Origin of the sequence: Streptomyces sp. NPDC093984 (genome assembly GCF_044764595.1) — a bacterium.
In the GTDB taxonomy this organism is placed as follows: Bacteria; Actinomycetota; Actinomycetes; order Streptomycetales; family Streptomycetaceae; genus Streptomyces; species Streptomyces cynarae.
In genome coordinates, this window is record NZ_JBIWIM010000003.1 from 620668 (window position 1) to 645329 (window position 24662).

Here is a 24662-nt window from a genome sequence, read left to right on the forward strand (position 1 = left end):
CGCCCCGCACAGAGCGTTCCTCACCCCGCGTCCCATCACACCCCGGACGAGACCTCAGTCTTCTCGTCCGAGGCCGTCGCTTTTCCCTCGGCCGCGGCGAGCGCTCGGTTGCGGCGCACGGAGGACCAGAAGGACGCTGCGATCAGGACGACGCCGACGAGGCCGGTGACCACCTCGTTGATCTCGTACTGGATGGTGACCAGGAGGATCACGGCGAGCGCGCCGATCGCGTAGTGGGCGCCGTGCTCCAGGTAGACGTAGTCGTCGAGGGTGCCCTGGCGGACCAGGTAGACCGTCAGCGACCGCACGTACATCGCGCCGATGCCGAGGCCGAGCGCCATCAGGACGATGTCGTTGGTGATGGCGAACGCGCCGATCACACCGTCGAAGGAGAAGGACGCGTCCAGGACCTCCAGGTAGAGGAACATGAAGAACGCGGCCTGGCCGGCCAGGAGCACCGCCGAGCGCGGCTTGCCGCTGCGGGCGGCCTCTTCCTCCTCCTCGTGCTCGCGCTCCTCCTCTTCCTCGAGCTTGTCCTCGAAGTAGCCGGAGAGACCGCCGACGATCATGTAAGTGATCAGACCGGCGATACCCGAGATGAGCACCGTCTGCGCCTTGTCGACGTGCGCGCCGCCGTGCTGGTGGGCGTGGGCCGCGAAGGTCATGGAGGCGATCAGCAGGACGATCAGCGAGATGCAGACCGACAGCATGTCGACCTTGCCGAGCTTGGCGAGCGGACGCTCGATCCAGCGAAGCCACTGGATGTCCCGGTCCTCGAAGATGAAGTCGAGGAAGATCATCAGCAGGAACATGCCGCCGAACGCCGCGATCGCCGGGTGGGCGTCGGTGACGAGCTGCTGGTACTGGTCCTTGTCCGTCAGCGCGAGGTTGACGGCGTCCATGGGGTTCTTCTTCGCGGTGACGGCGACGATGACGACGGGGAAGACCAGTCGCATGCCGAAGACCGCGATCAGCACGCCGACCGTGAGGAAGATCTTCTGCCAGAAGGCATTCATCTTCTTCAGGATTCCGGCGTTGACCACCGCGTTGTCGAAGGACAGCGAGATCTCGAGGATGGAGAGGATCGCCACGATGCCGAAGGCGGTCCACCCCCCATAGAGGACCGCCAGGGCCAAGCCGACCGCGGTGACCACGAACGACCAGCCGAAGGTTTTCAGAAGCACTGGCTACCCAATCCGTATGTGTACGGGGCTACCCGTCGCCGTACCCGGCTTTACCCAACATTGACCACCGAGTCTAGAGGGGTCCCGGTCCGGCCGGGACATGTGGTCCAGCCGGACTGGGACATCGCAGGTCCGGGAGGGCGAAGGCCTGGAGGCGCACAAAGCGGAGAGCCCCTTTACGAAACGTTCACTCCGAAGTCCAGAGCGATGCCGCGCAGGCCGGACGCGTACCCCTGACCCACGGCACGGAACTTCCATTCGCCGCCGTGGCGGTAGAGCTCGCCGAAGATCATGGCCGTTTCGGTGGAGGCGTCCTCGCTCAGGTCGTAACGGGCGAGCTCCTGGCCGTCGGCCTGGTTGACGACGCGGATGAAGGCGTTGCTGACCTGGCCGAACGTCTGGCCGCGCTCATCGGCGAGGTGGATGGAGACCGGGAAGACGATCTTGTCGCACTGGGGCGGGACCTTGGAGAGGTCCACCAGGATGCTCTCGTCGTCGCCCTCACCCTCACCGGTGAGGTTGTCGCCGGTGTGTTCGACGGAGCCGTCGGGGCTCTTGAGCTGGTTGTAGAAGACGAACCACTCGTCACCGAGGACCCGACCGCCGCTGCACAGCAGTGCGCTGGCATCGAGGTCGAAGGGGGCCCCGGTGGTGGAGCGCGCGTCCCAGCCGAGCCCGATCATCACCTGCGTGAGGTTCGGCGCGGCCTTGGACAGGGAGACGTTGCCTCCCTTGGCGAGCGTGACGCCCATGATCCTGATCCTCCCCGGTACGTGGTTGCCCCGGGGGCGAGAACCCCCGGTGGCCGGGGGTTGGTCCCCCGGTCGCGGGGGTTCCTCCCCCGGTGGCCGGGGTCGGTGCCCCGGTGATGAGACTGGCCCCGCACTTGGGCTCGGCCCCCGTGCTTGGGCTCGGGCCCGGTACTGGGACTCCGCCCCCGTGCTAGGGCTTCGCGCTACTGATGGGTTGGCCCCACCGGTGGGTTGGCCCCACTGGTGGGTTGGCCGCGGCGATGGAGTTGCCCCCGGCGATGGGGGTTCCTCCCCCCGGCCGATCGCGGGCTCCCCCCGGTGGTCCTGGTTTCTCCCCCGGTGGCCGAAGGGGAAACCCTCGGCGGCCGGAGGCTTGGTGCCGCGCGGGCGGAGTCGTCGCAGGCCGGAGGCAGGGCGGCGAGCCCCGAGGGGCACACGGCCCGCGCGGAGCAGACGGCTCCCCGCACCGCCCGCACCGGACGGTGCGGAGGAGTCCGTGGGCCGGCGCGCCCGGGTCAGACGTTGACGCCGAAGTCCTGGGCGATGCCCCGCAGGCCCGAGGCGTAGCCCTGGCCGATGGCGCGGAACTTCCACTCGGCGCCATGGCGGTACAGCTCGCCGAACACCATGGCGGTCTCCGTGGACGCGTCCTCGCTCAGGTCGTAGCGCGCGATCTCCTGCTGGTTGGCCTGGTTCACCACGCGGATGAACGCGTTGCGCACCTGGCCGAAGGACTGCTGACGGTTCTCGGCGTCGTAGATCGAGACCGGGAAGACGATCTTGTCGACGTCCGCCGGCACCCCCGCGAGGTTGACCTTGATCACCTCGTCGTCGCCCTCGCCCTCACCCGTGAGGTTGTCACCCGTGTGCTCGACGGAGCCGTCGGGGCTCTTGAGGTTGTTGAAGAACACGAAGTGCTGGTCGCTGGCCACCTTGCCCGACGAGTTCAGCAACAGAGCGCTGGCGTCCAGGTCGAAGTCGGTGCCGGTGGTGGTGCGGACGTCCCAGCCGAGTCCCACGAGGACCGCGGTCAGGCCGGGGGCCTCCTTGGTCAGCGATACGTTGCCGCCCTTGCTGAGGCTGACTCCCACGAGTCCCTCCATTGGTGTCCAGGGGCGGGGAGCCCCGTCGTGCGATGTACCGGATCAACGAATCGATCCTAGTGACGGGTTCCCACACCCCACAGGCCTTGGAACCGAAGTAAGCCGAAGGGGCGCGCCCCTCGGGCGGACCCTCGGCACGCGATCACAGGGTGTCGAGCGCCTTCACGTACTCGTTCAGGTCACGCGCGTCCGGCAGGCCGTTGACGACGGTCCACCGCACCACGCCCTCCTTGTCGATGATGAAGGTCCCGCGCACCGCGCAACCCTTGTCCTCGTCGAAGACGCCGTAGGCGCGCGAAATGTTGCCGTGCGGCCAGAAGTCGGACAGCAGCGGGTACTCCAGGCCCTCCTGCTCGGCGAAGACGCGCAGGGTGTGGATGGAGTCGTTGGAGACGGCGAGCAGCTGGGTGTCGTCGTTGACGAACTTCGGCAGGTTGTCGCGCAGCGCGCACAGCTCGCCGGTGCACACGCCGGTGAAGGCGAACGGGTAGAAGAGGAGCACCACGTTCTTCTGACCGCGGAAGTCGGAGAGCTTCACGGCCCTGCCGTGGTTGTCCTTGAGCTCGAAGTCGGGGGCCTTGTCGCCGACCTGGATCGCCATGGTCCTGCTTCCCTTTCGACGGGACGGTTGAGGCAGGACCACCCTACGCAGCGACCAGGGCACGCTCACGGACGGGCTGGGCGAAACCAGCCCGTCCTGGGGGTGCCCCCTGCTCGAAGAGCTTGGGGGAGATTGCGGACGAGGCCTTTCAGGCCGATGGGGGTCTGGGGGCGCAGCCCCCGGCTGCGGCCACCCAGACGGGGGCACCGCTCAGAGCACGGCCCCCCAGCGGAGCGTCACCGCTTGGACTTCGCGGCCTTCGGCGTCACCAGACGCGAGCCGCTCCAGTCCTTGCCCACACTGACGCTCTTGGACGCCGACAGGCCCGCCGTCGTCGCGGCTTCCGAGATGTCACTGGGCTCCACATAGCCCGTTCGGCCGGTCTTCGGCGTGAGGAGCAGGATCGAGCCGCCTTCTTCGACGTACGTGGTGGCATCCACCAGCGCGTCCGTCAGGTCGCCGTCCTCGTCGCGGAACCACAGCACCACGGCATCGGCAACGTCGTCGTAGTCCTCGTCCACGAGCTCGCTGCCGACAACTTCCTCGATGGCCTCGCGAAGCTCCTGGTCGACATCGTCGTCGTAGCCGATCTCCTGGACCACCTGCTCGGGCTGGAACCCCAGCCTGACGGCAGGGTTCGTCCGCTCCTCCGCGTGGTCCGCGGTCGCGCTCACGGGTTGCCTCCTGATCATGTCTTGGTGAGTATCTCAGCCACGCGCGTACGCGAAGCATTGGCCGTAGTCCACACGGGCGGGACGGATCGCGCAAGTACCCGGCGGTTCAGACCGCCGAAACGGTGACGATCCTGGCCGTGTCGCCGCAACTCCAGGCACGGTATCGCGCCGCGAGGTGACCTACACCACACCGTTCTGCCCGGTTTGCGCATTCCGGAATCATCCACGGGTACGAGTCCCGAATGACTTTGCGGGGCGCGTCACGGCCTGGGCGTATCGTTGCGTTTTGATCGGGCCCGCCCCTGAACATCCGGTCCGCCGCCGTGGTTACCTCAGGGTAGAGATGACGTTTCGCTTCCCCGAGGTACACGATGGGGACCGGTGCAGGCACAGGAAAAAGTGGCCCTCTGACAGGTAAGGAACAGCGTGGCTTCCGGATCCGATCGCAATCCGATCATCATTGGCGGCCTTCCGAGTCAGGTTCCTGACTTCGATCCCGAAGAAACCCAGGAGTGGCTCGACTCGCTCGACGCCGCCGTGGACCAGCGCGGCCGTGAGCGGGCCCGCTACCTGATGCTCCGTCTGATCGAGCGGGCCCGTGAGCGGCGCGTGGCCGTGCCCGAGATGCGCAGCACGGACTACGTCAACACCATCGCGACCAAGGACGAGCCGTTCTTCCCCGGCAACGAGGAGATCGAGCGCAAGATCCTCAACGCCACCCGGTGGAACGCCGCCGTCATGGTCTCCCGCGCCCAGCGCCCCGGCATCGGCGTCGGCGGCCACATCGCCACCTTCGCCTCCTCCGCCTCGCTGTACGACGTGGGCTTCAACCACTTCTTCCGCGGCAAGGACGAGGGCGACGGCGGCGACCAGGTCTTCTTCCAGGGGCACGCCTCCCCGGGCATCTACGCCCGCGCGTACCTGCTGGACCGGCTCACCGAGCAGCACCTGGACGGCTTCCGCCAGGAGAAGTCCAAGTCCCCGTACGGCCTCTCCAGCTACCCGCACCCGCGCTCGATGCCGGACTTCTGGGAGTTCCCGACGGTCTCCATGGGCCTCGGCCCGATCGGCGCGATCTACCAGGCGCGGATGAACCGCTACATGGAGGCGCGCGGCATCGCCGACACCTCCAAGTCGCACGTGTGGGCGTTCCTGGGTGACGGCGAGATGGACGAGCCCGAGTCGCTCGGACAGCTGACGATCGCCGCCCGCGAGGGCCTGGACAACCTGACCTTCGTCGTCAACTGCAACCTGCAGCGCCTGGACGGCCCGGTGCGCGGCAACGGCAAGATCATCCAGGAGCTGGAGTCGGTCTTCCGGGGCGCCGGCTGGAACGTGATCAAGCTCATCTGGGACCGCTCCTGGGACCCGCTGCTGGCCCAGGACCGGGACGGCGTGCTGGTCAACAAGATGAACACGACGCCCGACGGCCAGTTCCAGACGTATGCCACCGAGTCCGGCGCGTACATCCGCGAGCACTTCTTCGGCGACGACCTGCGGCTGCGCGCGATGGTCGAGAACATGACCGACGACCAGATCCTCCACCTGGGCCGCGGCGGTCACGACCACCGCAAGATCTTCGCAGCCTTCTCCGCGGCCAAGGCCCACAAGGGCCAGCCGACGGTGATCCTGGCCAAGACGATCAAGGGCTGGACGCTGGGTCCGAACTTCGAGGGCCGCAACGCCACCCACCAGATGAAGAAGCTGACGGTCACCGACCTCAAGCACTTCCGGGACCGCCTGCACCTGCCGATCTCCGACAAGGAGCTGGAGTCCGGCCCGCCGCCGTACTACCACCCGGGCCGGGAGTCGGAGGAGATCCAGTACATGCACGACATGCGCAAGGCGTGCGGCGGGTACGTCCCGACGCGTGTCGTGCGGTCGAAGCCGCTGGCGCTGCCGGACGACAAGACGTACGCGACCGTGAAGAAGGGCTCCGGTCAGCAGTCCATCGCCACGACCATGGCGTTCGTCCGGCTGCTGAAGGACCTCATGCGGGACAAGGAGCTCGGCAGGCGGTTCGTGCTGATCGCGCCCGACGAGTACCGCACCTTCGGCATGGACTCGTTCTTCCCGAGCGCGAAGATCTACAACCCGCTCGGCCAGCAGTACGAGGCCGTGGACCGGGACCTGCTGCTCGCGTACAAGGAGTCGCCGACCGGGCAGATGCTGCACGACGGCATCTCCGAGGCGGGCTGCACGGCGTCGCTGATCGCGGCGGGCTCGGCGTACGCCACGCACGGCGAGCCGCTCATCCCGGTGTACGTCTTCTACTCGATGTTCGGTTTCCAGCGCACCGGCGACCAGTTCTGGCAGATGGCCGACCAGCTGGCGCGTGGTTTCGTCCTCGGCGCGACCGCCGGCCGTACGACGCTGACCGGTGAGGGCCTGCAGCACGCGGACGGCCACTCGCAGCTGCTCGCCTCCACCAACCCGGCGTGCGTGGCCTACGACCCGGCGTTCTCCTACGAGATCGCCTACATCGTGCAGGACGGTCTGCGCCGGATGTACGGCTCCTCGCCCGAGCACCCGCACGGCGAGGACGTCTTCTACTACCTCACCGTCTACAACGAGCCGATCCAGCACCCGGCCGAGCCGGCGAACGTGGACGTCGAGGGCATCCTCAAGGGCATCTACCGCTTCAGCGAGGGCGCGGCGGGCAGCGTCCCGGCGCAGATCATGGCCTCGGGCGTCGCTCTGCCCTGGGCGATCGAGGCGCAGAGGCTCCTCGCCGAGGAGTGGAACGTGAAGGCCGACGTCTGGTCGGCGACCTCCTGGAACGAGCTGCGGCGCGACGCGGTGGCGTGCGAGGAGCACAACCTGCTCCACCCGGAGGAGGAGCAGCGCGTCCCGTACGTGACGCGGAAGCTCAGCGGTGCGGAAGGTCCGTTCGTGGCGGTGTCCGACTGGATGCGGTCGGTGCCGGACCAGATCGCGCGCTGGGTGCCGGGCACGTACCAGTCGCTGGGCGCGGACGGCTTCGGCTTCGCCGACACGCGCGGTGCGGCGCGCCGCTTCTTCCACATCGACGCGCAGTCCGTCGTCGTGGCGGTGCTCGCGGAGCTGGCGAAGGAGGGGAAGGTCGACCGCTCGGTGCTGAAGCAGGCCATCGACCGGTACCAGCTGCTGGACGTGACGGCGGCGGACCCGGGCGCGGCGGGCGGCGACGCGTGACGTCACGCTGCGCTCGGCTTGAGCGGTAGCCACGGTAGTGGTCGAAGGGCGGCGGGACCCGGCTCCCGCCGCCCTTCGTCGTCATATGTCTTTACGTTCTTTACGATGCGGGCATGAAGGAGCAGTCGGCGCAGGCCCGTTGGGAGTACCACACCCAGCGCCCCCTGCTGGCGCTGGCCGTCCTGTTCGGCGTCGCGTACGCGGTGCCGATCGTGGACAGCGGGGCGAGCCGGGCGCTGGCTACCGCCTGCGCGGTGGTGGAGTGGGCGGTGTGGGCCGCGTTCGCCGCCGACTACCTGGTGCGGCTGGCGCTGTCCGGGCAGCGGCGTGAGTTCGTACGGACGCACTGGCTGGACCTGTGCGCGGTGATCCTGCCGATGCTGCAGCCGCTCAGACTGCTGCGGATGGTGGCCACGCTGATACTCGTCGGGCGGCGGGCTCGGATGGCCTCGCAGATCCGGCTGACGACGTATGTCGGCGGAGCGGTGATCGGGCTGCTGATGTTCGGGTCGCTGGCCGTGCTGTCGGTGGAGCGGGAGTCGCCGCGCGGGAACATCAGGACGCTGGGCGACGCGGTGTGGTGGTCGTTCACGACGATGACGACCGTGGGGTACGGGGATCACGCGCCGACCACCGGGCTGGGGCGGATGATCGCGGTCGGGCTGATGCTGTCGGGGATAGCCCTGCTGGGTGTGGTGACCGCGAACATCGCCGCGTGGTTCATCGCCCGCTTCGAGAAGGACGACGTGGAGGAGCGGCGGCAGACCGCGGCGATCGAGGCGTTGACGGAGGAGGTGCGGGCGCTTCGCGCGGAGGTCGCTTCGCTGGTGCGGGAGCGGGAGGGGCAGCGGGGTTAGCCCGGAGCGTGCCCGGTGCCGGGGCCGGCCGCGGGTTGGCCCGCCACTCGACGGTGCGAGGTGCCTCCCCCAAGCTCTTCGAGCAGGGGGGAGCCCCTGCGCCCACCCTCCCCCAAGCTCTCGGCTTCGCTCGAGCAGGGGGGACCCCCATCGCCCCTGGGGGTACCTCCCAGGCCGTCAAGGCTCTGGGGGAGGCACGACTGCCCGCAGCTGCGTCAAAACCCCGGTGTCCCGCCCGCCAGCCACACGATCGCCAGGAGCGTGTCGATCGCTCCCAGGACCACGGCCACCAGGGCCGGCACCGAACGGCTTCCCGTCCAGGTGCGGCCCATGGCCAGCCAGCCGCAGATGACCGCGACCGGGCCCAGGATGATGCCGAGGGCGAAGAAGCCCGCGATCGCACAGATGACTCCGACGATCCCGAGCGTCGCGCGATCCGGCCCGCTCCGGGACCACATCCGGCTCCGTGAGCGGGGGTACCTGCGCGTGCCGTGTCCGAAGCCCGCCATCATCAACTCCCTGAACTCAGCCGTCGGTTCGGGCTGATGTGCGGGTACCCCCGTTTCGCGTTTCAGTCCTGCCGATGCGCTGCCCCCCTCCAGCAGCGCACCGCAGGACGTGACCCACTGTGACCCGCGGTGCGCGCCCGGCGGGAGGGATCTTGAGCGCCTTCACCCTGATGAGCGAACTTGCCCTCTGGAGGCGTCAGATGTGCGCGGCGCCCGCGCCCGCCTCCGCGTTCTCCCCGCGCTTGGTGAGCAGCGCGACCAGTACGGCCACGGCCGCGACCCCGGCCGCGACGAGGGAGGCGAGGCTCATCCCGGAGATGAACGTGTCGTGCGCGACGGAGGTGATCTTCGCGGCGAACGCCTCCGGCGTGCCCTTCGGCACCGGGGCGACACCGACCTGCACCGCCTCGGAGGCCTGGTCCAGCTGGGCCCGGCCGATCGGCGGGAGCCCCGCGTCCTTCCAGTTGCCGGGCAGGTCGTGGTCCACCTTGGAGGCCATCACGGCGCCCAGCACCGCGGTACCGAGGCTGCCGCCGATCTGCATGGCGGCCTGCTGGAGACCGCCGGCCACACCGGACAGCTCCATGGCCGCGTTGCCGACGATGACCTCGGTGGCACCGACCATCACGGGCGCCAGACCGAGGCCCAGGAGGGCGAACCACAGCGACATCGTGGCGCTGCCCGTGCCCGCCTCGAGCGTGGACATGCCGTACATGGCGACGGCGGTGGCGGCCATGCCGCCGGCGAGCGGGATGCGCGGGCCCAGCTTGGTGATCAGCGCGCCCGCGAGCGGGGAGCCGACGATCATCATGCCGGTGAGCGGCAGGAGGTGCAGGCCGGCGTCGATCGGGCTCATCCCGTGCACGTTCTGCAGGTAGAAGGTGACGAAGAACAGGCCGCCCATGAAGGCGATCGCCATCAGGACCATCAGGACGACACCCGCGGACAGCGGCACCGAGCGGAACAGCGACAGCGGGATCAGCGGCTCCTTCACCCTCGTCTCCCAGACGGAGAAGAGGGCGAAGCCCAGCACGGACGCTCCGATGAACAGCCAGGTCTTCCCGTCGCCCCAGCCCCACGTCGGGGCCTTGATCAGTGCCCAGACCAGGCAGAACATGGCGCCGGACAGCAACGCGATGCCGAGGACGTCGAAGGAGCGCGGCGCGTTCTCGGCGCGGTGGTCGGTCAGGATCAGCAGACCCAGGACCAGGGCGAGGGCGCCGACCGGAACGTTGATGAAGAACACCGACTGCCAGTTGACGTGCTCGACGAGGACGCCGCCGAGGATCGGGCCGCCCGCGGTGGAGGCGCCGATGACCATGCCCCAGATGCCGATCGCCATGTTCAGCTTCTCGGCCGGGAAGGTGGCCCGCAGCAGGCCGAGCGCGGCCGGCATCAGCAGCGCGCCGAACAGGCCCTGGAAGACGCGGAAGGTGACGACCGCTGCGATGCTGTGCGACAGGCCGATGGCCCCCGACGCGGCGGCGAAGCCGGTCACGCCGATGAGGAAGGTCTGCCGGTGACCGAAGCGGTCGCCGAGCTTGCCCGCGGTGATCAGGGAGACCGCGAGGGCGAGGAAGTAGCCGTTGGTGATCCACTGGACATCGGCGAAGCTGGCGCCCAGGTCCTTCTGGATGGCCGGGTTGGCGATGGCCACGATGGTGCCGTCCAGGGCCACCATCATGACCCCCACGGCAACGGTGATCAGGGTGAACCACGGGTGCCCGCGCAGCCCCCTGCCCGGCGCGGGGTCCGACGGGGCTGTCGGCGCCTTGTCCCCCGGCCCTGTCGTGTCGATGGTCTGACTAGTCATGTGTTCGAGGCTAGTGACAGCCACTGACAATAGACAAACCGATTCACAAGTCGGTAACTGTCACGCCGCTCCCGGATAGTGTGAACGGGGCAGATGAACGGAATGAGGACTCATGGAAACGGCGTCGCGGCCGGGTCTGCGTGAGCGCAAGAAGCAGCGCACCCGGGACGCGTTGTTGCGTGCCGCCCTGGAGCTGTTCACCACCCGGGGGTACGAGGAGACGACCGTCGACGACATCGCCGAGGCCGTGGACGTCTCGCAGCGCACCTTCTTCCGGTACTTCGCCGGCAAGGAGGACGTCGTCTTCTTCGCCCAGTCCGTGGCGGAGGAGCACTTCGTCGCCCTCCTGCGCGGACGGCCGCTCGACGAGGCCCCCTTGGAGGCGCTGCGGCAGGCGGTGCTGGAGGGCTGGGACGGCATCGGCGAGGCCATCGAGCGGATCGTCCCGGTGGAACTCCACATGCGCACCTACCGGTTGATCGAGTCGACGCCCTCCCTGTTCGCCACCCATCTGCGCCGCTCGGCGGAGCTGGAGGAGGAGATCGCCCGGATCGTCGCCGAGCGTGAGGGACTCGACGTGGACTCGGACCCGCGGCCGCGTGTCGCGGTGGCCGTGTTCGGCGGGGTGATCCGGGTCACGGAACGCCTGTGGTGCGCGGGCGGCGACACCAGCGTGGACGCGATCCGCGAGCTGACGGCCTCGTATCTCGACGCGCTCCGTCCCGCGTTGGCGGACAAGTGGCGCACCGAGTGACGACGCACGCATTCCGCAGGAACTGATTGCGTGTCGGCCCCGTGGGCGTCAAGTGAATTCCGGGCGCGCCCGAGGGCGGCGGCGACCGGGCGGGTGACCTCTCCGTGACAGCGTGTGTCAAGTGACGTGCACCTCATCGACTTAGCGTGACGATCGAACGCAAGGCCTACCCGTTTTGCCCTAATTGACATATCAGAAACGTGAGACGCGTCACTCGGTTAACGCGAGACCCTCTCGTTCTCCTAGTGTGTCCTCCCAGTGACTTCCTTCGACACCTCCCCGCAACTCAACGTCTGGCGCGCACTGCTCGCGGTGGCCGTGGTCTTCGTGATGCTCGCGACGACCGGCTGGACCGCCGTGCGCAGCCACCGTGGCGCGACACCCCTCGAGGCGTCGCGTTCTGCGTGGGAGCACGGCACGATCGCCGGGCACAGGCTGCCGGACCCCGGTGGCTCCCCGGCCCACCTCGCCCGCTTCTTCTCCTCGATCGGCGCCCACCAGCGCTCCCGGCTCGCCCACCGTTACCCGCTCGCGGTCGGCAACATGAACGGGGCGCCGGTGGGCCTGCGTTACGAGGCCAACCGCATCGCGCTCGACCAGCAGCGGAGGGTCGAGCGCGCCCGGATGCACGACGACCGGCTGTCGTCGGTGGGCCAGCAGGAGGCGGGCCGCCTCATGCACCGCTTCGAGGCGCTGATGCAGAAGGGCCGGCAGATCCTCGCCTTCGACCCGGACGGTTCGGGCCGCATCGCGGAGGTCTTCGGCGACCTGGACTCCGCCCGGCGGGTCTCGGTCGTCGTGCCCGGCGTCGACACCGACCTGCTCACCTTCCAGCGCACCGTCCGCAAGTACTCGGCCCCGGTCGGCATGGCCCAGTCGCTGTACGCGGCGGAGCGTGCGGCGAGCCCCGGCACCCGTACGGCCGTGATCGCCTGGGCCGACTACACCTCGCCCAGCGGCCTCGGCATGGAGGCGGCGACCGCGATGCGCGCCGGGCAGGGCGCCGTCCGGCTGAACGCGCTGCTGCGCGCCCTGCCCGGCCGCTCGTCCGTCCAGCTGTACTGCCACAGCTACGGCTCGGTGCTGTGCGGGATCGCCGCGCGCACGCTTCCCGCACGGGTGTCCGACATAACGGTGGCGGGCAGCCCCGGCATGCGCACGGAGTCGGCCACCGGGCTGCACACGACCGCACGGGTGTGGGCCATGCGGGACGCCGACGACTGGATCCAGGACGTGCCGTACCTGGAGGTCGGGGGCCTCGGCCACGGCGCCGACCCGGTCTCCCGCGGCTTCGGCGCGAGGGTGCTGTCCGCACAGGGGGCGGAGGGGCACGCCGGCTACTTCGCGCCGGGCACCGAGAGCCTGCGCAACTTCGCCGCGATCGGCGTCGGCGCGTACGACGCGGTGCACTGCGCACACGACGATGACGCGTGCCGGGCGGATCTGCCCGGCACGGCGCCGGTCGGACGCGCGTAGAAGACCAGGAATTGCGGTCTGCTCGGGGAGCGACGGAGGAGCGCGTGCCGCATACGATGAGCCGCATGGGTGACGTACTGGCCGGATTTCATGCCGTCTGGGAGTTCGAGTCCGACTCCGTGCTCATCCGCTTCGAACGGGGGATCCGCACACCGAAGCTGTTCCAGGCGCTCGGGCAGCGCCGTATCCCCCTTGAGGCGATCGCGGGGGTCGCACTGGGCCCGGGCAGACGCGGGACCGTGGTCCTGCACGCGGTGCCGAGACCCGGCGCCGACCCGCTGATGGAGGTGGCGGACGGACAGCTCAAGGAGACCTCCGACCCCTACCGGCTGGTCCTGCCCGCCGACCGCGAGACCCTGGCCGAGTCCTACGCGCACGAGCTGCGCGCCCGTATCAGCGGGGACGACACTCCGGCCGAGCGGTTCCTGGTCGCACCGCCCGAGGCGCCGCTGCAGTTCAAGGCATACGACGGGAAGGCGTCCTTCGACGGCAAGGCGGTGTCCTTCCGCTGGTTCCGGACGGGCGCGTCCTCGGCCAAGTGGAAGGCCGGCGACCAGAGTTTCCCGATCACCGGCCTCAGCGGGGTTGAGTGGCGGTCGCCCGAGGTGTTCGACGGGTACCTGCGGTTGCTGCGCCGAGACGGCGGCTTGCAGTCTGCTCAGCCCGATCAGGACCCCGCGGCCGTCGTTTTCGGGCTCGGCTACGGCCCCGTTCACGAGTCGTTGCCGTTCGCCGCGGCGGTGCTGGCCGCGGTGCGCGCCGCGGGCACCGCACCGGTCGCGGTGCCCGCCCCTCGACGGGACCCGGCGGACATCGCCGAGCGGATTCGCCACCTCGGGGAGCTGCATGAGGCGGGGCTCGTCACGGACGAGGAGTTCTCCGTGAAGAAGGCGGAGTTGCTGGCGGAGCTCTGAGCTCCGCCGGGTTCGGTGAGCGCCTACTCCCGCCCCGCCGACGTGAAGCTCATGTCCGCGTAGCGGTCGCCCGCCACCTTGGCCGCGATCGGCTCCAGCAGGGACAGTTCCTCCTGCGTCAGGACGATCCGCGTCGCCGTCACGTTCTCCTCCACCCGCGAGCGCTTGGTCGTGCCCGGGATCGGGACCACCGCGAGGCCGCGCACCGTGGCCTGCTGCTGCACCCAGGCCAGCGCGATCTGCGCCGGGGAGGCGCCGTGGGCCTTCGCGACGGACCGGATCGGTTCGAGGAGCGCCACGTTGGCGGCCGCGTTCTCGCCCGTGAAGCGGGGCATCGTACGGCGGAAGTCCTGGTCCGTGAGGTCCGTCTCCGCGTTCGAGAAGGAGCCCGTGAGGAAGCCCCGGCCGAGCGGCGAGTACGGCACCAGGGCCACGCCCAGCTCCTTGGCGGCCGGCACCACCTGCGCCTCGATGTCCCGGCTGAACAGCGACCACTCCGACTGCACCGCGGCGATCGGGTGGACGGCCTGGGCCGCCCGGAGTTCGTCGGCGGTGACCTCGCTCAGCCCGAGGTGCTTGACCTTGCCCTCGCGCACCAGCTCCGCCATCGTGCCGACGGACTCCTCGATCGGCACGTTCACGTCCCGGCGGTGCATGTAGTAGAGGTCGATCACGTCGACGTCCAGGCGCTTCAGGCTCGCCTCGACGCAACTACGGATGTAGGGCGGGTCGTTGCGGATGATCCGCTTGAACGGGTCGTCGGGCGAGGTGGAGATCGCGAACTTGGTGGCGATGACGACCTCGTCCCGGTGCGCCTTGAAGAACGGCGACAGGAACCTCTCGTTCTCCCCCGCGCCGTACATGTCCGCCGTGTCGTAGAGCGTGACGCCCAGCTCCAGCGCCCGCTCCAGCGCGGCCCGCGACTCCTCGGCGTCCGCGGGGCCGTACGCGAAGCTCATGCCCATGCAGCCGAGGCCCTGCACACCCACCTCGGGGCCGTCGTCTCCGAGCCGCACCTGCGCGATCCTGCTGTCCGTCATCGGGGCCTCTCCGACGCCAGGGCGCGCCCGGCGTCCGCGTAGAAATCGATCTTTCGGTTCAGCACCGCGAGCGTGTCCTGGAGCTCCGCGATCCGGGCGAGCACGTCCCGGCGGGTCGCCTCCAGGAGCTCGTAGCGCTCGGCGTACGTGTGGTCTCCGGCGCGGACCAGCTCGGCGTAGCGCACCATGTCGGCGACGGGCATGCCGGTGAGCCGGAGCTTGCCGACGAGGTCGAGCCAGTCCAGGTCGGCGTTGCAGTAACGGCGCTGGCCGGTGTGCGAGCGGTCCACGTTGGGCATCAACCCGATCCGCTCGTACCAGCGCAGGGTGTGCGCCGTCAGCCCGGTGAAGGCGACGACCTCGCTGATCGTGTAACTGTCCTGCCCATCCGGGCGGGGGTGCCGCCCGGGCGGTACGCCGCAGATGTCGGTCCCGTTTTCGGCCGCCTCGGCCAAGGTCTCGATCACCGTCATGGCCTCCACGCTAGGGCCTTCGAGTGCACTCCAAGCAAGCGGAATGTAATGAAAATGGCGAGACCCGAACGGCGGGCTGTGACTAGCGTGCGGGACATGAGTCTCGTACGCCGGGCCGTGCCCGAGGACGCCGACGAAGTGCTGCGCCTGCGCCAGGTGATGATCGATTCGGTCTTCTCCTCCGACTCCTCCGACTCCGCCACCTCCTCCACCTCGTCCACGAAGTGGCACGAGGAGTCCCTGCCGACCCTGCGCGGCCGGCTCGCCGATCCGGACGGCGGCTTCGCGGCGTTCGTCGTGGACCATCCGGAGCGGCCGGGGGCGCTGGCGGCGCTGGTGGCCGGGACGATCGAGTACCGGATCGGGCGGGCCGGCAATCCGCGCGGGCGGGTGGGGCACGTCTTCAGCGTCGCCACCGATCCGGACGTGCGTCGCCGCGGCTACGCCCGCGCCTGCATGGAGGAGCTGCTGGGCTGGTTCCGGGAGCAGGGCGTCCCTCAGGTCGACCTGAACGCGTCCGCCGAGGCGGAGCCGCTGTACGCGTCGCTGGGCTTCGTGCGCAAGCCGGACCCCTCGATGCGGTTGCAGCTGTGAGCCGCTTAGGCTCGGGGCATGTCCCTGCAGAGCCTGGCACTGATCGAGAACTGGCCCGTCCCCACCGCCGCCGCGGCCCTCGTCCGCGCGGACGGCACCGTCCTCGGTACGCACGGTCCGGTCGACCACCGCTTCCCGCTGGCCTCGGTGACCAAGCCGCTCGCCGCGTACGCGGTGCTCGTCGCGTACGAGGAGGGGGCGATCGAGCTGGACGAGCCCGCCGGGCCGTCCGGCGCGACGGTGCGCCATCTGCTCGCGCACACCTCCGGGCTGGCGTTCGACGAACACCGGGTGACCTCCGCGCCCGGGGAGCGGCGGCTCTACTCGAACGCCGGGTTCGAGGCGCTGGGCGACCACGTGGCCAAGGCGACGGACATCCCGTTCGCCGAGTACGCCCGGCAGGCGGTCCTGGAGCCGCTCGGCATGACGTCCACGACCCTCGACGGCTCCCCGGCGAAGGACGGCGTCTCGACCGTCGCGGACCTCGCGCGGTTCGCGGCGGAGGTGCAGGCGCCGCGGCTGCTGGATGTACGGACGGTGGCCGAGGCGATGACGGTGCAGTACCCCGGGACGAAGGGGGTGTTGCCCGGGTACGGGCACCAGAACCCGAACGACTGGGGGCTGGGATTCGAAATCCGCGACTCGAAGTCGCCGCACTGGACGGGGAGTTCCTCCTCGCCGAGGACCTTCGGGCACTTCGGGCAGTCGGGGACGTTCCTGTGGATCGACCCGGACGCGGGGGTGGCGTGCGTGGCCCTCACGGACCGGGCGTTCGGGCCGTGGGCGATCGAGGCGTGGACGCCGTTCACGGACGCGGTGCTGGCTGAGGTGCGGGGCTGACCGCTCGGGCCCGGCGCTCGGTCGCGAAGCCCCACGCCACCATCAGCGCGGCGGCGCCCAGGCCGAACGCGGCCACGAGTCCGTTCAACCAGGTGTACAGGGCGCTGCTCGAAAACGTCGTGCCGTCGTCCAGGACGCAGTCGAAGCCCAGCGGCACGTAGGACGGCCGGTATCCGGCGAGATGGTGGCGGACGTCCGGCGGGACGTCACGGCACGAGGGGGAGGGGGCCGAGTCCGTGCCGGACTCGGATTCGTGCGCCGCCAGGTCGACCGCCCCCAGCCCGATCAGGTAGAGGCCCACTGCCGCCACCGCCGCCATGACGGCGCACCAGCGCAGCAGGTCCACGGCCCAGTCCGGGCGGCGTCCGGGGAGGGCGGCCGAGAGCAGCTTGAGGACGACGGCCATGAGCCAGACGGGGCTCGCCAACAGGGCGGGCAGTGCCAGCAGGACGAGCACGAGTCGGTCACCTTCCCTGGGCGCGCATGCGGAGGCATTGCACTCCTAGGGAGTCGTTTCCCACACCAGAAGTTCCGCCCGCGTCGCCGCGACCGCCTCCAGGTCCTTGGCGTCCGTGATCCGCACCGCGTCCCCCGGGCCCAACTCGTGCCCCTCCAGCAGCACTTCGCCGCGCACCACGTGCACGTACACGTACGGGGCGTCCGGGATCGCCGTCCGCTCCCCCGCGCCCAGGCGCCGTACATGGAGCATCGCGCCCGCCTCCGGGACCGCGTACGGGGTGGAGTCGGCGATGCCGTGGACGACCTCGTAGACCGGGTCGCCGCCGGGGGCCAGGGGTGACAGCCACATCTGGACGAAGACCAGGGGGGTCTCGCCGTCGTTGCGTTCGACGTGGCGGACGCCTGCCCCCGCGCTGAGGCGCTGGACGTCGCCGGGGCGGATCACCGACGTGTGGCCCGTGGAGTCGCGGTGGGTCAGTTCGCCCTCCACCACCCATGTGACGATCTCCGTGTGGCTGTGCGGGTGCTCGTCGAAGCCGGCGCCCGGTGCGAGCCGCTCCTCGTTGCAGGCGATCACCGCGCCGAAACGGAGATTGTCCGGGTCGTAGTGCGGGCCGAAGCTGAAGGCGTGCAGGGACTCGATCCCGGCCGCCGGGTCCCCTCCGCGGTAGCGCTCGCCGGCGCGCCGTACGTCCATCACAGCCCCCACCGTAGCCCCGTACCTCCCTCGCTCAGGGACCCCCGCCACACGGTCCCGTCCCGATAAGGCAGTCTTGTCCCCGTGCCCGAACCCGAAGCCCGCCTCACCGAGCCCGCAGCGCATTCCATCCATCCGCACGCCGCGACCCTGAAGCGGCTGGAGAAATCGTCCGGAAGCCTCGCCGCGCAGGCCATCGCGCGCATGGACGAGACGCTGCCGTGGTACCGGGCGATGCCTCCGGAGAACCGTTCCTGGATCGGGCTGGTGGCTCAGGCGGGCATCGCCGCGTTCACCGAGTGGTTCCGGCACCCGGACGCCCCGCAGGCCATCTCCACCGATGTGTTCGGGACCGCGCCTCGCGAGCTGACCAGGGCGATCACCCTGCGGCAGACCGTGGAGATGGTGCGCACGACCATCGAGGTCATGGAGTCGGCCATCGACGAGGTGGCCGCTCCCGGCGACGAGTCCGTGCTGCGCGAGGCGCTCCTCGTGTACGCGCGGGAGATCGCCTTCGCCACCGCGCAGGTCTACGCCCAGGCCGCCGAGGCCCGCGGCGCCTGGGACGCACGGCTCGAGTCGCTCGTCGTGAACGCCGTGCTCAGCGGGGAGGCCGACGAGGGGGCCGTCAGCCGGGCCGCCGCACTTGGCTGGAACTCGCCTGAACATGTGTGCGTGGTGCTCGGCACGGCGCCCGACGGTGACAGCGAGTTGACGGTGGAGGCCATCCGACGGGCAGCCCGGCACGCCAAGTTGCAGGTCCTCACCGGGGTGCTCGGGGACCGGCTCGTGGTCATCGCCGGCGGCAGTGACAATCCGCTCGCCGTCGCCAAGTCGCTGATCGGGCCGTTCGCCGCCGGGCCGGTCGTCGCCGGGCCGATCGTGCCCGATCTGCTCGCCGCGACCCGGTCCGCGCAGGCCGCCGCCGCGGGCCTGAAGGCGTGTTCTGCCTGGCAGGACGCACCGCGCCCGGTCCTGGCGGACGATCTGCTGCCGGAGCGCGCGATCGCAGGCGATCCGGGTGCGCGCGAGCAACTGGTGGAGGAGATCTACAGACCGCTGGAAGAAGCGGGCTCGGCGCTGCTGGAAACGCTCAGCGTGTATCTGGAGCAGGCGTCCAGTCTCGAGGGCGCCGCGCGCATGCTCTTCGTTCACCCGAACACCGTTCGCTACCGGCTCCGACGTGTGACTGACGTCACCGGTTGGTCACCCTCTGATGTACGCTCCGCGTTCACGTTGCGGATCGCACTGATCCTGGGGCGTCTGGCCGAGGGTGATCCCCAGACCTAGTCTTTTGTCGGGGGCCCACAAAACCCCCTGCGGTTCTTCGTCCTTGTCCCCACGGGCGGCCCCGGCCGTCCCCAAGAGAGAGTGTGAGAGTGCTCGTACTCGTCGCTCCCGGCCAGGGCGCCCAGACGCCCGGCTTCCTGACCTCCTGGCTCGACCTCCCCGGCGCCGCCGACCGCGTCGGCGCCTGGTCGGAGGCCATCGGACTGGACCTCGTCCACTACGGAACGCGGGCCGACGCCGACGCCATCCGGGACACCGCCGTGGCCCAGCCCCTGCTGGTGGCCGCCGGGCTGCTGTCCGCCGCGGCACTCGGTGACATCACGCCCGGCGCCGTCGCCGGGCACAGCGTCGGCGAGATCACCGCGGCGGCCTTCGCGGGTGTCCTCGGCGACACGGCCGCGCTGACCCTGGTCCGCAAGCGGGGCCTGGCCATGGCGGACGCCGCCGCGATCACGCCCACCGGCATGTCGGCCCTGCTCGGAGGCGACCCCGAGACGACGATCCCGCACCTGGACAAGCTGGGCCTCACCCCGGCGAACGTGAACGGCGCCGGGCAGATCGTGGCCGCCGGCACCCTGGAGCAGCTCGCCGCCCTGGAGGCGGACAAGCCGGAGGGTGTGCGCCGGGTCGTTCCGCTGAAGGTGGCCGGCGCCTTCCACACCCACCACATGGCCCCCGCGGTCGACGCCCTCGCGCACGCCGCCGAGGCGCTGACGCCCGCCGACCCGCGGGTCACGTACGTCTCCAACAAGGACGGGCAGACCGTCGAGACCGGTGCCGAGGTGCTCAAGCGCCTGGTCGGCCAGGTCGCCAACCCGGTCCGCTGGGACCTGTGCATGGAGACCTTCGAGAAGCTGGGCGCGACCGCGCTGATCGAGGTGTGCCCCGGCGGCACCCTCACCGGCATCGCCAAGCGCGCGCTGCCGGGTGTCAAGACCCTCGCCCTGAAGACCCCCGACGACCTCGACGCGGCTCGCGAACTCATCGCCGAGCACAGCGCCTGATCAGGAGAGCGAGAGCATGTCGAAGATCAAGGCACGCAAAGGCGCCCCCTACGCGCGCATCCTCGGCGTCGGCGGGTACCGTCCGGTCCGGGTGGTGCCGAACGAGGTGATCCTGGAGAAGATCGACTCCTCCGACGAGTGGATCCGCTCCCGCTCCGGCATCGAGACCCGGCACTGGGCGAACGACGAGGAGACCGTCGCCGCGATGTCGATCGAGGCGGCCGGCAAGGCGATCGCCGACGCGGGGATCGCCGCCGACCAGATCGGCGCGGTCGTCGTCTCCACCGTCTCCCACTTCAGCCAGACCCCGGCCGTCGCCACCGAGATCGCCGACAAGCTCGGCACGAACAAGGCCGCCGCCTTCGACATCTCGGCGGGCTGCGCGGGCTTCGGCTACGGCCTCACGCTCGCCAAGGGCATGGTGGTGGAAGGTTCCGCCGAGTACGTCCTCGTCATCGGCGTGGAGCGGCTGTCGGACCTGACGGACCTGGAGGACCGGGCCACCGCCTTCCTGTTCGGCGACGGTGCCGGCGCGGTCGTCGTGGGTCCCTCCGAGGAGCCGCACATCGGCCCGACCGTGTGGGGTTCGGAGGGCGACAAGTCCGAGACCATCAAGCAGACGGTGCCGTGGAACGCCTTCCGGCTCGGCGACGTCTCCCAGCTCCCGGTGGACAGCGAGGGCAACGTCAAGTTCCCCGCGATCACGCAGGAGGGCCAGGCGGTGTTCCGCTGGGCCGTGTTCGAGATGGCGAAGGTCGCCCAGCAGGCGCTGGACGCGGCCGGGATCACCCCGGACGACCTGGACGTCTTCATCCCGCACCAGGCCAACGTGCGGATCATCGACTCGATGGTGAAGACTCTCAAGCTGCCGGAGCATGTCACGGTCGCCCGTGACATCCGCACCACCGGCAACACCTCGGCCGCCTCGATCCCGCTCGCGATGGAGCGGCTCCTGGCGACCGGCGAGGCGAAGAGCGGCGACACCGCGCTCGTCATCGGCTTCGGGGCGGGTCTCGTCTACGCCGCCACGGTCGTTACCCTCCCCTAGGCACTCCGTGCCGGATCATGCGGTCCGGTGCGGGAACTGCACCACCTGCCGCTGACGCGGCGGGCGCCACACCCTGATTGATATCTACGAAGGAGCGCCTGACATGGCCGCCACTCAGGAAGAGATCGTCGCCGGTCTCGCCGAGATCGTGAACGAGATCGCCGGGATCCCCACCGAGGACGTCCAGCTGGACAAGTCCTTCACCGACGACCTGGACGTCGACTCGCTGTCCATGGTCGAGGTCGTCGTCGCCGCCGAGGAGCGTTTCGACGTCAAGATCCCCGACGACGACGTCAAGAACCTCAAGACGGTCGGTGACGCCGCCGAGTACATCCTCAAGCACCAGGCCTGATCGACCGATCACCTGGGCTGACAGCCAGGCGCCGGGCCGATGGTCCGGCCGCCGGGCCGTTGCCCCGCCACCCGGCGGTGGCGCCGCTGAATCCTCGTATCCGTTGGAGAAAGAATTCCCGTGAGCTCGACCAATCGCACCGTGGTCGTCACCGGTATCGGCGCAACCACACCGCTGGGTGGCGACGCGGCCTCTACCTGGGAGGGCCTGATCGCCGGCAAGTCCGGTGTCGGACCCCTGGAGCAGGAGTGGGCCGCCGAGCAGGCGGTCCGCATCGCCGCGCAGATCGCCGTGGAGCCGTCCGAGGTCATCCCGCGGCCCCAGGCCCGCCGTCTGGACCGTTCGGCGCAGTTCGCGCTGATCGCGGCCAAGGAGGCCTGGGCGGACGCCGGTTTCACCGCCAAGGCGGGCGAGGACGCAAGCGTCGACCCCGACCGGCTCGGCGCGGTCATCGCCTCCGGCATCGGTGGTGTGACGACCCTCCTCGACCAGTACGACGTGCTGAAGGAGAAGGGCGTCCGCCGTGTCTCCCCGCACACCGTGCCCATGCTGATGCCGAACGGCCCGTCCGCGAACGTGGGTCTGGCCGTCGGCGCCCGCGCCGGTGTGCACACCCCGGTCTCCGCCTGCGCTTCGGGCGCGGAGGCCATCGGCTACGCCATCGAGATGATCCGCACCGGCCGCGCCGACGTGGTCGTCGCCGGCGGTACGGAGGCGGCGATCCACCCGCTGCCCATCGCCGCGTTCGGCAACATGATGGCGATGTCCAAGAACAACGACGACCCGCAGGGCGCCTCGCGTCCCTACGACGTCGACCGTGACGGCTTCGTCCTCGGTGAGGGCGCGGGCGTCCTGGTCCTGGAGTCCGCCGAGCACGCCGCCAAGCGCGGCGCCCGCGTCTACGCGGAGGCGGTCGGCCAGGGCATCTCCGCCGACAGCCACGACATCGTGCAGCCCGAGCCCGAGGGCCGCGGCATCTCGCACGCCCTGCACAACCTGCTGGACAACAGCGGTCTCGACCCGGCGGAGATCGTGCACGTCAACGCGCACGCCACCTCGACGCCGGCCGGTGACATCGCCGAACTGAAGGCGCTGCGGAAGGTGTTCGGGGACCACGCGGACCACATCGCGGTCTCCGCGACCAAGTCGATGACCGGTCACCTTCTCGGTGGTGCGGGCGGCGTGGAGTCGGTGGCGACCGTGCTCGCGCTGTACAACCGGGTGGCGCCGCCGACGATCAACGTGCAGAACATCGACCCGGAGGCCGAGGCCAACGCGGACGTCGTCCGCGGGGAGGCCCGGAAGCTGCGGGCCGAGGGCCGGATCGCCGCGCTGAACGACTCGTTCGGGTTCGGCGGCCACAACGTGGTGCTGGCGTTCCGAACGGTCTGATCAGCACCCCCTAACTACACGTGAGGGGCCCCCACCGGCTGGTGGGGGCCCCTCACGTCGTGTGCGGAGGTCTTCAGACGACCTGGTGCAGCCAGCGCACCGGCGCTCCCTCGCCCGCGTACCGGAACGGTTCCAGTTCGTCGTCCCACGGCTTGCCCAGGAGCCGGGCCAGTTCCGCCTCCAGGTCGCTCTCACCGCGCTGGGAGCGGATGAGGGCCGCGCGCAGCCGGTCCTCGGGGATCAGGATGTCGCCGTGGATGCCGGTGACCGCGTGGAAGATGCCCAGGTCGGGGGTGCAGCTGTAGCGCTCGCCCTCGGCGGTCGGGCACGGTTCCGCGGTGACCTCGAAGCGCAGCAGCTGCCAGCCGCGCAGCGCGGAGGCGAGCTTGGAGGCGGTGCCGGCCTCGCCCTGCCAGGAGAACTCCGATCTCCAGGTGCCGGGGGCGGCGGGCTGCCGGATCCAGTCGAGGTTGACGCGGGTGCCCAGCACGCCCGCGACGGCCCACTCGACGTGCGGGCACAGTGCGCGGGGGGCGGAGTGCACGTACAGGACTCCACGTGTCGTCACCTGAACCTCCGGGCAGAGCGCCACATCTTGTAACTTTACGGAACGGGTGTGGCAAGGGCGGCCACGGGGCGAGGCTACCGTGCGGCGGGCCGAGGAGTGTGACGTACCGTCGGTCCCGTTGCCCGTGAATGCCGCGGTTTCACCCAAGGGGACGCGGGCCTGACCCAGCGTGTTCGAAGCGCTGCCGAACGAGGGGACCAGGGATGCGGAACCGAAGCCACCGCTTCAGGGCCGTCGCCGCGGTCGCGGCCGCGGTCGTCCTGGGGCTCGCCGGATGCGACGCCTCGGGCGGCGGGCGGGGCACCGCGCCGTCGTCGCGGCCGTCCCCGAAGCCGGTCTGGAACCGCTCCCCCGACTCGATCGCCGCCGTCGGCGACTCCATCACGCGCGGCTTCGACGCCTGCACGGTGCTGTCCGACTGCCCCCAGGTGTCGTGGGCGACGGGCACCGACACCGCCGTCGACAGCCTGGCCGTACGGCTGCTCGGGGCGACCGGGGCGGCGGAGCGCAGCTGGAACTACGCGGTGACCGGGGCGCGGATGGCCGACCTGGCCGGGCAGGTCGCGCAGGCGGTGCAGCGCAGGCCGGAGCTGGTGACGGTGATGGTCGGGGCCAACGACGCCTGCCGCTCCTCCACCTCGGCGATGACCCCGGTCGGCGACTTCCGCGAGCAGTTCGAGGACGCGATGGCCGTCCTGCGCCGGTCGCTGCCCAAGGCACAGGTGTACGTCTCCAGCGTGCCGAACCTGATGCGGCTGTGGTCCGAGGGCCGCACCAGCGCGCTGGGCAAGCAGGTGTGGAAGCTGGGAATCTGCCCGTCGATGCTGGGCAACGCGGACGCGCTGGACGCCGCGTCCACCCAGCGGCGCGCCACCGTGCAGTCGCGGGTGGAGGAGTACAACCGGGCCCTGAAGGAGGTGTGCGCGAAGGACCGGCGGTGCCGCTTCGACGGCAACGCGGTCTTCGACTACCGCTTCGGGCCCGCGCAGTTGAGCCCCTGGGACTGGTTCCACCCGAGCAGGAACGGTCAGGCACGACTCGCCGAGATCGCCTACCGTGCCGTCACCGCCGAGGATCCCGTGACCTAGGGTTTC

25 protein-coding genes are annotated in these 24662 nt (G+C 70.1%); 13 read left to right on the forward strand and 12 right to left on the reverse strand.

What is annotated here, in order from left to right:
* Positions 1-35: 35 nt before the first annotated feature.
* From ACIRC0_RS15005 to ACIRC0_RS15025, 5 genes are all read right to left on the reverse strand, one after another.
* Entirely contained in the window at positions 36-1184 is a 1149-nt protein-coding gene (locus ACIRC0_RS15005; RefSeq protein WP_403616017.1) for a DUF475 domain-containing protein, read from the reverse strand.
* Positions 1185-1360: 176 nt separating this feature from the next.
* Positions 1361-1936, reverse strand: coding sequence for a TerD family protein (locus ACIRC0_RS15010; protein ID WP_403616020.1), 576 nt, complete (start codon positions 1934-1936; stop codon positions 1361-1363).
* Between the two features lie 515 nt (positions 1937-2451).
* Positions 2452-3027, reverse strand: a complete 576-nt coding sequence (locus ACIRC0_RS15015) for a TerD family protein (RefSeq protein ID WP_366024289.1) — start codon at positions 3025-3027, stop codon at positions 2452-2454.
* 154 nt (positions 3028-3181) lie between these two features.
* On the reverse strand, positions 3182-3640 hold the full coding sequence (locus ACIRC0_RS15020) for a peroxiredoxin (RefSeq protein WP_200417184.1): 459 nt from the start codon (positions 3638-3640) through the stop codon (positions 3182-3184).
* Positions 3641-3876: 236 nt separating this feature from the next.
* Entirely contained in the window at positions 3877-4314 is a 438-nt protein-coding gene (locus tag ACIRC0_RS15025) for a DUF3052 domain-containing protein (protein ID WP_200417185.1), read from the reverse strand.
* Between the two features lie 426 nt (positions 4315-4740).
* On the opposite strand from ACIRC0_RS15025, the gene aceE reads away from it, so the two are divergent.
* Both aceE and ACIRC0_RS15035 read left to right on the forward strand, forming a co-directional pair.
* On the forward strand, positions 4741-7488 hold the full coding sequence (gene aceE, locus ACIRC0_RS15030; protein ID WP_403616023.1) for a pyruvate dehydrogenase (acetyl-transferring), homodimeric type: 2748 nt from the start codon (positions 4741-4743) through the stop codon (positions 7486-7488).
* A 113-nt stretch (positions 7489-7601) separates the two neighbouring features.
* A complete protein-coding gene (locus ACIRC0_RS15035) occupies positions 7602-8345 on the forward strand; it encodes a potassium channel family protein (protein WP_403616026.1) in 744 nt (247 codons plus the stop codon).
* A gap of 215 nt (positions 8346-8560) precedes the next feature.
* On the opposite strand, the gene ACIRC0_RS15040 is transcribed toward ACIRC0_RS15035, so the two are convergent.
* Both ACIRC0_RS15040 and ACIRC0_RS15045 read right to left on the reverse strand, forming a co-directional pair.
* The gene (locus ACIRC0_RS15040) at positions 8561-8857 is read right to left on the reverse strand and encodes a small hydrophobic protein (RefSeq protein ID WP_403616028.1); all 297 of its coding nucleotides are present in this window, start codon (positions 8855-8857) and stop codon (positions 8561-8563) included.
* A 193-nt stretch (positions 8858-9050) separates the two neighbouring features.
* A complete protein-coding gene (locus ACIRC0_RS15045) occupies positions 9051-10667 on the reverse strand; it encodes an MFS transporter (protein ID WP_403616030.1) in 1617 nt (538 codons plus the stop codon).
* Between the two features lie 112 nt (positions 10668-10779).
* Between ACIRC0_RS15045 and ACIRC0_RS15050 the strand changes: the two genes are divergently transcribed.
* From ACIRC0_RS15050 to ACIRC0_RS15060, 3 genes are all read left to right on the forward strand, one after another.
* Positions 10780-11421 (forward strand): TetR family transcriptional regulator, encoded by a 642-nt coding sequence (locus ACIRC0_RS15050; protein ID WP_403616033.1) that lies wholly within the window; start codon positions 10780-10782, stop codon positions 11419-11421.
* 258 nt (positions 11422-11679) lie between these two features.
* Positions 11680-12897: an alpha/beta hydrolase gene (locus ACIRC0_RS15055; RefSeq protein ID WP_403616035.1), complete on the forward strand. Its 1218-nt coding sequence runs from the start codon at positions 11680-11682 to the stop codon at positions 12895-12897.
* A gap of 65 nt (positions 12898-12962) precedes the next feature.
* Complete coding sequence (locus tag ACIRC0_RS15060) at positions 12963-13811, forward strand: DUF4429 domain-containing protein (protein WP_403616037.1); 849 nt, start codon at positions 12963-12965, stop codon at positions 13809-13811.
* A 23-nt stretch (positions 13812-13834) separates the two neighbouring features.
* Here the strand turns inward: ACIRC0_RS15060 and ACIRC0_RS15065 are convergent, their stop codons facing one another.
* Both ACIRC0_RS15065 and ACIRC0_RS15070 read right to left on the reverse strand, forming a co-directional pair.
* On the reverse strand, positions 13835-14851 hold the full coding sequence (locus tag ACIRC0_RS15065) for an aldo/keto reductase (RefSeq protein WP_403616039.1): 1017 nt from the start codon (positions 14849-14851) through the stop codon (positions 13835-13837).
* Positions 14848-15324: a MerR family transcriptional regulator gene (locus ACIRC0_RS15070; RefSeq protein WP_403616041.1), complete on the reverse strand. Its 477-nt coding sequence runs from the start codon at positions 15322-15324 to the stop codon at positions 14848-14850. Before ACIRC0_RS15070 ends, ACIRC0_RS15065 begins: the two co-directional genes overlap by 4 nt.
* A 96-nt stretch (positions 15325-15420) precedes the next feature.
* Here ACIRC0_RS15070 and ACIRC0_RS15075 point away from each other — a divergent pair, with 96 nt between their 5' ends.
* Together ACIRC0_RS15075 and ACIRC0_RS15080 are read left to right on the forward strand one after the other, a co-directional pair.
* Positions 15421-15918, forward strand: coding sequence for a GNAT family N-acetyltransferase (locus ACIRC0_RS15075; protein ID WP_403616043.1), 498 nt, complete (start codon positions 15421-15423; stop codon positions 15916-15918).
* An 18-nt stretch (positions 15919-15936) separates the two neighbouring features.
* A complete protein-coding gene (locus tag ACIRC0_RS15080; RefSeq protein ID WP_403616045.1) occupies positions 15937-16758 on the forward strand; it encodes a serine hydrolase domain-containing protein in 822 nt (273 codons plus the stop codon).
* Here ACIRC0_RS15080 and ACIRC0_RS15085 read toward each other — a convergent pair.
* Together ACIRC0_RS15085 and ACIRC0_RS15090 are read right to left on the reverse strand one after the other, a co-directional pair.
* Positions 16724-17215 carry a hypothetical protein gene (locus tag ACIRC0_RS15085; RefSeq protein WP_403616048.1) on the reverse strand — a complete coding sequence of 164 codons (492 nt, stop codon included), beginning with the start codon at positions 17213-17215 and terminating at the stop codon, positions 16724-16726. The genes ACIRC0_RS15080 and ACIRC0_RS15085 overlap by 35 nt on opposite strands.
* A gap of 45 nt (positions 17216-17260) precedes the next feature.
* Positions 17261-17917 carry a pirin family protein gene (locus ACIRC0_RS15090; RefSeq protein WP_403616050.1) on the reverse strand — a complete coding sequence of 219 codons (657 nt, stop codon included), beginning with the start codon at positions 17915-17917 and terminating at the stop codon, positions 17261-17263.
* 81 nt (positions 17918-17998) lie between these two features.
* On the opposite strand from ACIRC0_RS15090, the gene fasR reads away from it, so the two are divergent.
* The 5 genes from fasR (at position 17999) to fabF (ending at position 23000) form a co-directional block, all read left to right on the forward strand.
* On the forward strand, positions 17999-19204 hold the full coding sequence (fasR, locus tag ACIRC0_RS15095; protein WP_403616053.1) for a fatty acid biosynthesis transcriptional regulator FasR: 1206 nt from the start codon (positions 17999-18001) through the stop codon (positions 19202-19204).
* 89 nt (positions 19205-19293) lie between these two features.
* The gene (locus tag ACIRC0_RS15100) at positions 19294-20208 is read left to right on the forward strand and encodes an ACP S-malonyltransferase (RefSeq protein WP_403616055.1); all 915 of its coding nucleotides are present in this window, start codon (positions 19294-19296) and stop codon (positions 20206-20208) included.
* A gap of 16 nt (positions 20209-20224) precedes the next feature.
* Complete coding sequence (locus ACIRC0_RS15105; protein WP_403616057.1) at positions 20225-21256, forward strand: ketoacyl-ACP synthase III; 1032 nt, start codon at positions 20225-20227, stop codon at positions 21254-21256.
* 103 nt (positions 21257-21359) lie between these two features.
* Positions 21360-21608, forward strand: a complete 249-nt coding sequence (locus tag ACIRC0_RS15110) for an acyl carrier protein (protein ID WP_043440034.1) — start codon at positions 21360-21362, stop codon at positions 21606-21608.
* Positions 21609-21728: 120 nt separating this feature from the next.
* Entirely contained in the window at positions 21729-23000 is a 1272-nt protein-coding gene (gene fabF, locus ACIRC0_RS15115) for a beta-ketoacyl-ACP synthase II (protein WP_403616060.1), read from the forward strand.
* 73 nt (positions 23001-23073) lie between these two features.
* On the opposite strand, the gene ACIRC0_RS15120 is transcribed toward fabF, so the two are convergent.
* Positions 23074-23568, reverse strand: coding sequence for a DUF3145 domain-containing protein (locus tag ACIRC0_RS15120; RefSeq protein ID WP_263229724.1), 495 nt, complete (start codon positions 23566-23568; stop codon positions 23074-23076).
* Positions 23569-23771: 203 nt separating this feature from the next.
* On the opposite strand from ACIRC0_RS15120, the gene ACIRC0_RS15125 reads away from it, so the two are divergent.
* Positions 23772-24656: an SGNH/GDSL hydrolase family protein gene (locus tag ACIRC0_RS15125; protein WP_403616063.1), complete on the forward strand. Its 885-nt coding sequence runs from the start codon at positions 23772-23774 to the stop codon at positions 24654-24656.
* Positions 24657-24662 lie beyond the last annotated feature (6 nt).

What these genes read in the sequence shown, in the direction of transcription:
- ACIRC0_RS15010 (WP_403616020.1), bottom strand. Translation starts at nt 1,936, where the DNA reads ATGGGCGTCACGCTCGCCAAGGGAGGCAACGTCTCCCTGTCCAAGGCC.
- ACIRC0_RS15020 (WP_200417184.1), bottom strand. Translation starts at nt 3,640, where the DNA reads ATGGCGATCCAGGTCGGCGACAAGGCCCCCGACTTCGAGCTCAAGGAC.
- ACIRC0_RS15035 (WP_403616026.1), top strand. Translation starts at nt 7,602, where the DNA reads ATGAAGGAGCAGTCGGCGCAGGCCCGTTGGGAGTACCACACCCAGCGC.
- ACIRC0_RS15040 (WP_403616028.1), bottom strand. Translation starts at nt 8,857, where the DNA reads ATGATGGCGGGCTTCGGACACGGCACGCGCAGGTACCCCCGCTCACGG.
- ACIRC0_RS15045 (WP_403616030.1), bottom strand. Translation starts at nt 10,667, where the DNA reads ATGACTAGTCAGACCATCGACACGACAGGGCCGGGGGACAAGGCGCCG.
- ACIRC0_RS15050 (WP_403616033.1), top strand. Translation starts at nt 10,780, where the DNA reads ATGGAAACGGCGTCGCGGCCGGGTCTGCGTGAGCGCAAGAAGCAGCGC.
- ACIRC0_RS15060 (WP_403616037.1), top strand. Translation starts at nt 12,963, where the DNA reads ATGGGTGACGTACTGGCCGGATTTCATGCCGTCTGGGAGTTCGAGTCC.
- ACIRC0_RS15065 (WP_403616039.1), bottom strand. Translation starts at nt 14,851, where the DNA reads ATGACGGACAGCAGGATCGCGCAGGTGCGGCTCGGAGACGACGGCCCC.
- ACIRC0_RS15070 (WP_403616041.1), bottom strand. Translation starts at nt 15,324, where the DNA reads ATGACGGTGATCGAGACCTTGGCCGAGGCGGCCGAAAACGGGACCGAC.
- ACIRC0_RS15075 (WP_403616043.1), top strand. Translation starts at nt 15,421, where the DNA reads ATGAGTCTCGTACGCCGGGCCGTGCCCGAGGACGCCGACGAAGTGCTG.
- ACIRC0_RS15080 (WP_403616045.1), top strand. Translation starts at nt 15,937, where the DNA reads ATGTCCCTGCAGAGCCTGGCACTGATCGAGAACTGGCCCGTCCCCACC.
- ACIRC0_RS15105 (WP_403616057.1), top strand. Translation starts at nt 20,225, where the DNA reads ATGTCGAAGATCAAGGCACGCAAAGGCGCCCCCTACGCGCGCATCCTC.
- ACIRC0_RS15110 (WP_043440034.1), top strand. Translation starts at nt 21,360, where the DNA reads ATGGCCGCCACTCAGGAAGAGATCGTCGCCGGTCTCGCCGAGATCGTG.
- ACIRC0_RS15125 (WP_403616063.1), top strand. Translation starts at nt 23,772, where the DNA reads ATGCGGAACCGAAGCCACCGCTTCAGGGCCGTCGCCGCGGTCGCGGCC.